This is a genomic window from Phyllobacterium sp. P5_D12 (genome assembly GCF_054049495.1).
Genome location: NZ_JBFUMG010000308.1, coordinates 1 through 5,288, shown reverse-complemented (window position 1 = coordinate 5,288; position 5,288 = coordinate 1). Strand labels below are relative to the sequence as shown.

The following is a 5,288-nucleotide window of genomic DNA, read 5'->3' as shown; positions in this document are numbered from 1 at the left end:
GTGTATATGCGGACTTCGGCGGCAAGTGGTCTTACGAGGCAGCGAAGATGGCCGCCGAGGATTTCGGTGGCAAGGTGCTGGACGCACCGATCGAAGTCATCACCGCCGACCATCAGAACAAGCCGGATATTGCCTCCAATATCGCCCGCCAGTGGTATGACACCGAACAGGTCGATAGCATCATGGAACTGACGACTTCCTCGGTGGCGCTTGCCGTGCAGGGCATTTCCAAAGAGAAAAAGAAGATCGACCTTGTGACCGGTGCGGCCACGACGGAACTCACCGGCAAGCAGTGCTCGCCTTACGGTTTCCATTGGGCCTATGACACACACTCGCAGGCGGTCGGCACTGGCGGCGCGCTGGTTGCCCAAGGCGGCGACAGCTGGTTCTTCCTGACGGCAGACTATGCCTTCGGTTATTCGCTGGAGGAACAGACCTCCAAATTCGTCACGTCCAAGGGCGGCAAGGTCGTCGGCTCGGTTCGCCATCCACTGGCAACGACCGACTATTCCTCGTTCCTGCTGCAGGCTCAATCGTCTGGCGCAAAGGTCATCGGTCTCGCCAATGCCGGTCTCGATACCTCCAATGCCATCAAGCAGGCCGCTGAATTCGGCATCGTGTCCGGTGGTCAGCGCCTCGCAGCGCTGCTATTCACCCTGGCTGAAGTAAATGGTCTCGGTCTTGAGGCCGCACAGGGCCTGACCCTCACTGAAAGTTTCTACTGGGATCGCGACGATCAATCTCGAGAGTTTGGACAGAAGTTCTTCAAGCGTACGGGCCGCATGCCGAACATGATCCAGGCAGCAACCTATTCGGGTGTGACGCAATATCTGAAGGCCATCCAGAAGGCGGGCACAGACGACACCGAAAAAGTCGCCGCAGCGATGCACGAAATGCCGGTGGACGACGTTTTCGGGCGTGGTGCGAAGGTCGGTCCCAATGGGCGCCTGTTCAGCGATGTTTATCTAATGGAAGTCAAGAAGCCGGATGAAAGCAAGGCGCCCTGGGATTACTACAAGGTTCTGGCCACCGTCCCGGGCGACGAAGCATTTATCAAGCCGGCCGAAAGCGGCTGCCCGCTGGTCAAGTAATGACTGCTTCGCTGAATGACGCAGCGTTCGGGGGAGGACAATCCTCTCCCGGCGCCTCTCCAGGTCAAGATTCGCGGGTGGTGTTGTCCGCCCGCGGTCTGCGCCGTGATTTTGGCGGCTTCGTTGCCGTCAACAATGTCGATCTCGATGTGCACCATGCCAAGGTGCACGCGCTGATCGGCCCGAACGGTGCTGGCAAGACCACAGTTTTCAATCTACTGACCAAATTTCTGCAACCGACAAGCGGAACGATCACACTACTCGACCAAGACATCACAAAGACGGATCCGGCCAAGGTGGCTCGAATGGGACTTGTGCGTTCGTTCCAGATATCGGCAGTGTTTCCGCATCTGACGATCCTCGACAATGTCCGCGTTGCCCTGCAGCGCCCCGGTGGTCTGTCCACGCAATTCTGGCTGCCCATGGGAGCGCTGAATCGCTTGAATCAAAGGGCGATGGAATTGATCGAAGCGGTCGGGCTGCAGGACGCGCGCAACAACCTCGCCGCCGACCTGTCCTATGGCCGCAAGCGTGTACTCGAAATCGCCACGACGCTGGCGCTGGATCCGCAAGTGCTGTTGCTGGACGAGCCAATGGCCGGCATGGGCCACGAAGACGTGCACATCGTCTCGGATATCATTCGCGAGGTGGCGAAAGACCGCGCGATCTTGATGGTGGAACACAATCTAAAGGTCGTCGCTGATCTTTGCGACAAAGTCACGGTGTTGCAACGGGGCGAAATCCTCACCTCCGGAGATTATCGCACCGTTAGTCAGGACGAGCGCGTGCGCGTTGCCTATATGGGGACCGAACATGAATAGCGCGCTGCTATCCGTCCGGGACCTTCATGCCTGGTATGGCGAAGGTCACGCCTTGCACGGCATCAATCTCGACATTCACCAAGGTGAGACGGTCACCCTGCTCGGTCGCAATGGTGTCGGCAAGACGACAACGCTGCGCTCCATCATGGGGATTATCCGCAAACGCACTGGGACGATCACCTTCGAAGGCAAGGACATGATGCGCGTGCCATTGCATCGCACCGCCCATGCAGGCATCGGCTTTGTGCCTGAGGAACGCGGCATATTCGCCACGCTATCCGTCGATGAAAACCTCAATCTTCCTCCGATCGTCGCCAAGGGCGGCATGTCGATTGACGAGATCTACGACTTGTTCCCCAACCTCAAAGAGCGCCGCAACAGCCCTGGCACGAAGCTTTCGGGCGGCGAGCAGCAGATGCTGGCTATTGCTCGAATTCTGCGCACAGGCGTCAAGCTGATGCTTCTGGACGAACCGACGGAGGGCCTTGCACCGGTCATCATCCAACGTATCGGTGAAGTGCTTGTGACGCTAAAACAGCGCGGCATGACCATTCTCCTTGTCGAACAGAATTTCCGTTTTGCCAGCAAGGTCGCTGACCGCTTCTATGTGGTGGACCATGGCAAGATAATCGATAATTTCCACGTCAGGGAGCTGCCCGACCGCATGACCATGCTCAACGAAGCATTGGGAGTCTGACGACATGACCATGATCTTCGGCGTTCCCCTCCAGGCTTTCCTCGGCCAATTGCTGATCGGCCTCATCAATGGCTCATTCTACGCGATGCTCAGCCTGGGCCTCGCAATCATCTTCGGCTTGCTTCGTGTCATCAATTTCGCACACGGTGCACAGTACATGCTGGGTGCTTTCGTCGGCTATCTTTTGCTCGCGGAGCTCGGCATCGGTTACTGGCCGGCGCTGATCCTTGCTCCGTTGGTTGTGGGTCTGGCGGGCGCGCTCATCGAGCGGGTCGCGCTGTCACGCCTTTACAACCTCGACCACCTCTACGGGTTGTTGTTCACGTTCGGACTTGCACTCGTGATTGAAGGCACGTTCCGCTATTACTACGGTGCGGCCGGACAGCCCTATGCAGTTCCTAGCGCATTGGCTGGAGGTGTTAATCTCGGCTTCATGTTCCTGCCTAAATATCGCGCCTGGGTTGTCATCGCTTCATTGATCGTCTGCCTCGGGACCTGGCTGCTCATCGAGAAGACCCGCCTCGGCTCCTATCTGCGCGCAGCAACCGAAAACCCGACACTTGTGCGTGCTTTCGGCATCAACGTGCCCCTCCTGTTGACGTTCACCTACGGTCTCGGCGCAGGTCTTGCAGGTCTCGCGGGTATTATGGCGGCGCCGATCTATCAGGTCAGTCCGCTCATGGGATCAAACATGATCATCGTCGTCTTTGCCGTGGTCGTTGTTGGCGGTATGGGCTCCATTCTAGGTGCCATCATCACCGGCTATATGCTCGGTATTTTCGAGGGTCTGACAAAAGTGTTCTATCCGGAAGCCTCCAGCATCGTCATCTTCGTCATCATGGCAATAGTCCTGCTTGTCAGACCCGCGGGTCTGTTCGGAAAGGATGTATGATATGACGCAAGCCACTGTTACATCTGCACCGAAGCCACGCCTTTTGACGCTCGAAACAACGCTGATCCTGATCGGGATCGTGGGGCTTATTCTCGCACCTTTCTATTTTTATCCGGTATTTCTCATGAAGGTGCTTTGTTTCGCACTCTTCGCTTGCGCCTTCAATCTTCTCCTCGGCTACACAGGCATCCTTTCCTTTGGTCATGCCGCCTTCTTTGGCGGCGCTGCTTACTTCACAGCACATGCGGTCAAAGAATGGGGGTTGCCGACCGAACTCGGCATTCTTGTCGGTGTTCTCGGTGCAACGATCCTCGGGTTGATCATCGGCTTCTTTGCCATAAGGCGTCAGGGCATCTATTCGACGATGATCACGCTGGCACTCGCACAGATGTTTGCCTTTTTCTGTCTGCAGGCATCTTTCACCCATGGCGAAGACGGTATTCAGGGGGTACCACGCGGCTACTTGTTGGGCTTCATCGACCTCAATCAGCCATTGAACATGTATTTCTTCGTGCTTGCCGTATTTCTCATTGGCATGTTCATCATCTGGCGCATCATTAACTCGCCCTTCGGCATGATCCTAAAATCCGTGCGCGAAAACGAGCCTCGAGCAATTTCGCTTGGCTATTCGGTTGCACGTTACAAGCTCGCTGCCTTCGTCATGTCTGCCGCCTTGACCGGTCTTGCGGGTGGTTTGAAAGCAATCGTCTTCCAGTTTGCCACGCTCACCGACGTCAGCTGGCAGATGTCTGGCGAAGTCGTATTGATGACTTTGCTTGGCGGCATCGGCACGCTGGTTGGGCCGATCTTCGGTGCCGGACTTGTGGCCGCTCTGGAAAATTACCTCGCGACTTCGGAGTTTCCGGTCACCGTGATCACCGGCATCATCTTCATGGTATGCGTGCTTGTGTTCCGGCGTGGCATCATCGGCGAGCTGTATGCTTCGCGCTTCGGCAAAAGACTCGAGAGCAAGCCGGACAACTGAAATGTCAACCTACGACTATATCGTTATCGGAGCCGGCACTGCCGGCTGCACGCTCGCCAACCGTCTCTCCGAAAACAGGGATGTCTCCGTGCTGCTGCTCGAGGCTGGCGGCAAGGACAATTATCACTGGATCCATATTCCCGTTGGCTACCTCTATTGCATATCCAATCCGCGCACGGACTGGTGCTTCACCACTGAACCAGAACCGGGGTTAAATGGCCGCTCGCTCAGTTATCCGCGCGGCAAGGTCTTGGGTGGCTGCTCTTCGATCAACGGCATGATTTATATGCGCGGCCAGGCGCGCGACTATGACCTGTGGCGACAGGACGGATGTACAGGCTGGGGTTGGGATGATGTCCTTCCCTACTTCAAGAGATCTGAAGATTACTATCTCGGCGCCGACAATTTTCATGGTTCTGGTGGCGAATGGCGCGTGGAGGAAGCGCGGCTGCATTGGGATATTCTCGATGCATTCCGCGATGCTGCGGAAGCTGCCGGCATCCCTCGTACCGACGATTTCAATCGCGGCGACAATGAAGGTTCCTCCTATTTCAAGGTCAACCAGAAGCGCGGCATCCGCTGGAATACGGCAAAGGCTTTTCTGCGCCCTGCCCTGGGACGTCCTAATCTCAAGGTTGAAACCGGAGCGCATGTGCGAAAGCTGATCCTGCAGGATTTGGCCGTTAAAGGTGTTGAATTCGAACAGGCCGGGGCGATCCATTCGATCCAATGCAGGCGCGAGGTCATTCTGGCCGCGGGGTCAATCGGCTCACCACATATTCTCGAACTATCAGGTATCGGT

General features: G+C 56.6%; 6 protein-coding genes. All 6 read left to right on the top strand.

The features are described from left to right. Positions 1-1,091, top strand: a 1,091-nt coding sequence (locus ACXJ5O_RS17905; RefSeq protein WP_457301069.1) for an ABC transporter substrate-binding protein, incomplete at its 5' end; no start/stop codon positions are given. Beyond that, entirely contained in the window at positions 1,091-1,912 is an 822-nt protein-coding gene (locus ACXJ5O_RS17900; protein ID WP_457301068.1) for an ABC transporter ATP-binding protein, read from the top strand. The genes ACXJ5O_RS17905 and ACXJ5O_RS17900, both read left to right, overlap by 1 nt. Next, the gene (locus ACXJ5O_RS17895) at positions 1,905-2,609 is read left to right on the top strand and encodes an ABC transporter ATP-binding protein (RefSeq protein ID WP_457301067.1); all 705 of its coding nucleotides are present in this window, start codon (positions 1,905-1,907) and stop codon (positions 2,607-2,609) included. The genes ACXJ5O_RS17900 and ACXJ5O_RS17895 overlap by 8 nt, the downstream gene beginning before the upstream one ends. A gap of 4 nt (positions 2,610-2,613) precedes the next feature. Beyond that, entirely contained in the window at positions 2,614-3,501 is an 888-nt protein-coding gene (locus ACXJ5O_RS17890; protein WP_457301066.1) for a branched-chain amino acid ABC transporter permease, read from the top strand. Further along, positions 3,494-4,486 (top strand): branched-chain amino acid ABC transporter permease, encoded by a 993-nt coding sequence (locus ACXJ5O_RS17885; RefSeq protein WP_457301065.1) that lies wholly within the window; start codon positions 3,494-3,496, stop codon positions 4,484-4,486. The genes ACXJ5O_RS17890 and ACXJ5O_RS17885 overlap by 8 nt, the downstream gene beginning before the upstream one ends. Before the next feature lies 1 nt (position 4,487). Beyond that, on the top strand, positions 4,488-5,288 hold an 801-nt coding region (locus ACXJ5O_RS17880; protein WP_457301064.1), incomplete at its 3' end, for a GMC family oxidoreductase.

What these genes read in the sequence shown, in the direction of transcription:
- ACXJ5O_RS17900 (WP_457301068.1), top strand. Translation starts at nt 1,091, where the DNA reads ATGACTGCTTCGCTGAATGACGCAGCGTTCGGGGGAGGACAATCCTCT.
- ACXJ5O_RS17895 (WP_457301067.1), top strand. Translation starts at nt 1,905, where the DNA reads ATGAATAGCGCGCTGCTATCCGTCCGGGACCTTCATGCCTGGTATGGC.
- ACXJ5O_RS17890 (WP_457301066.1), top strand. Translation starts at nt 2,614, where the DNA reads ATGACCATGATCTTCGGCGTTCCCCTCCAGGCTTTCCTCGGCCAATTG.
- ACXJ5O_RS17885 (WP_457301065.1), top strand. Translation starts at nt 3,494, where the DNA reads ATGTATGATATGACGCAAGCCACTGTTACATCTGCACCGAAGCCACGC.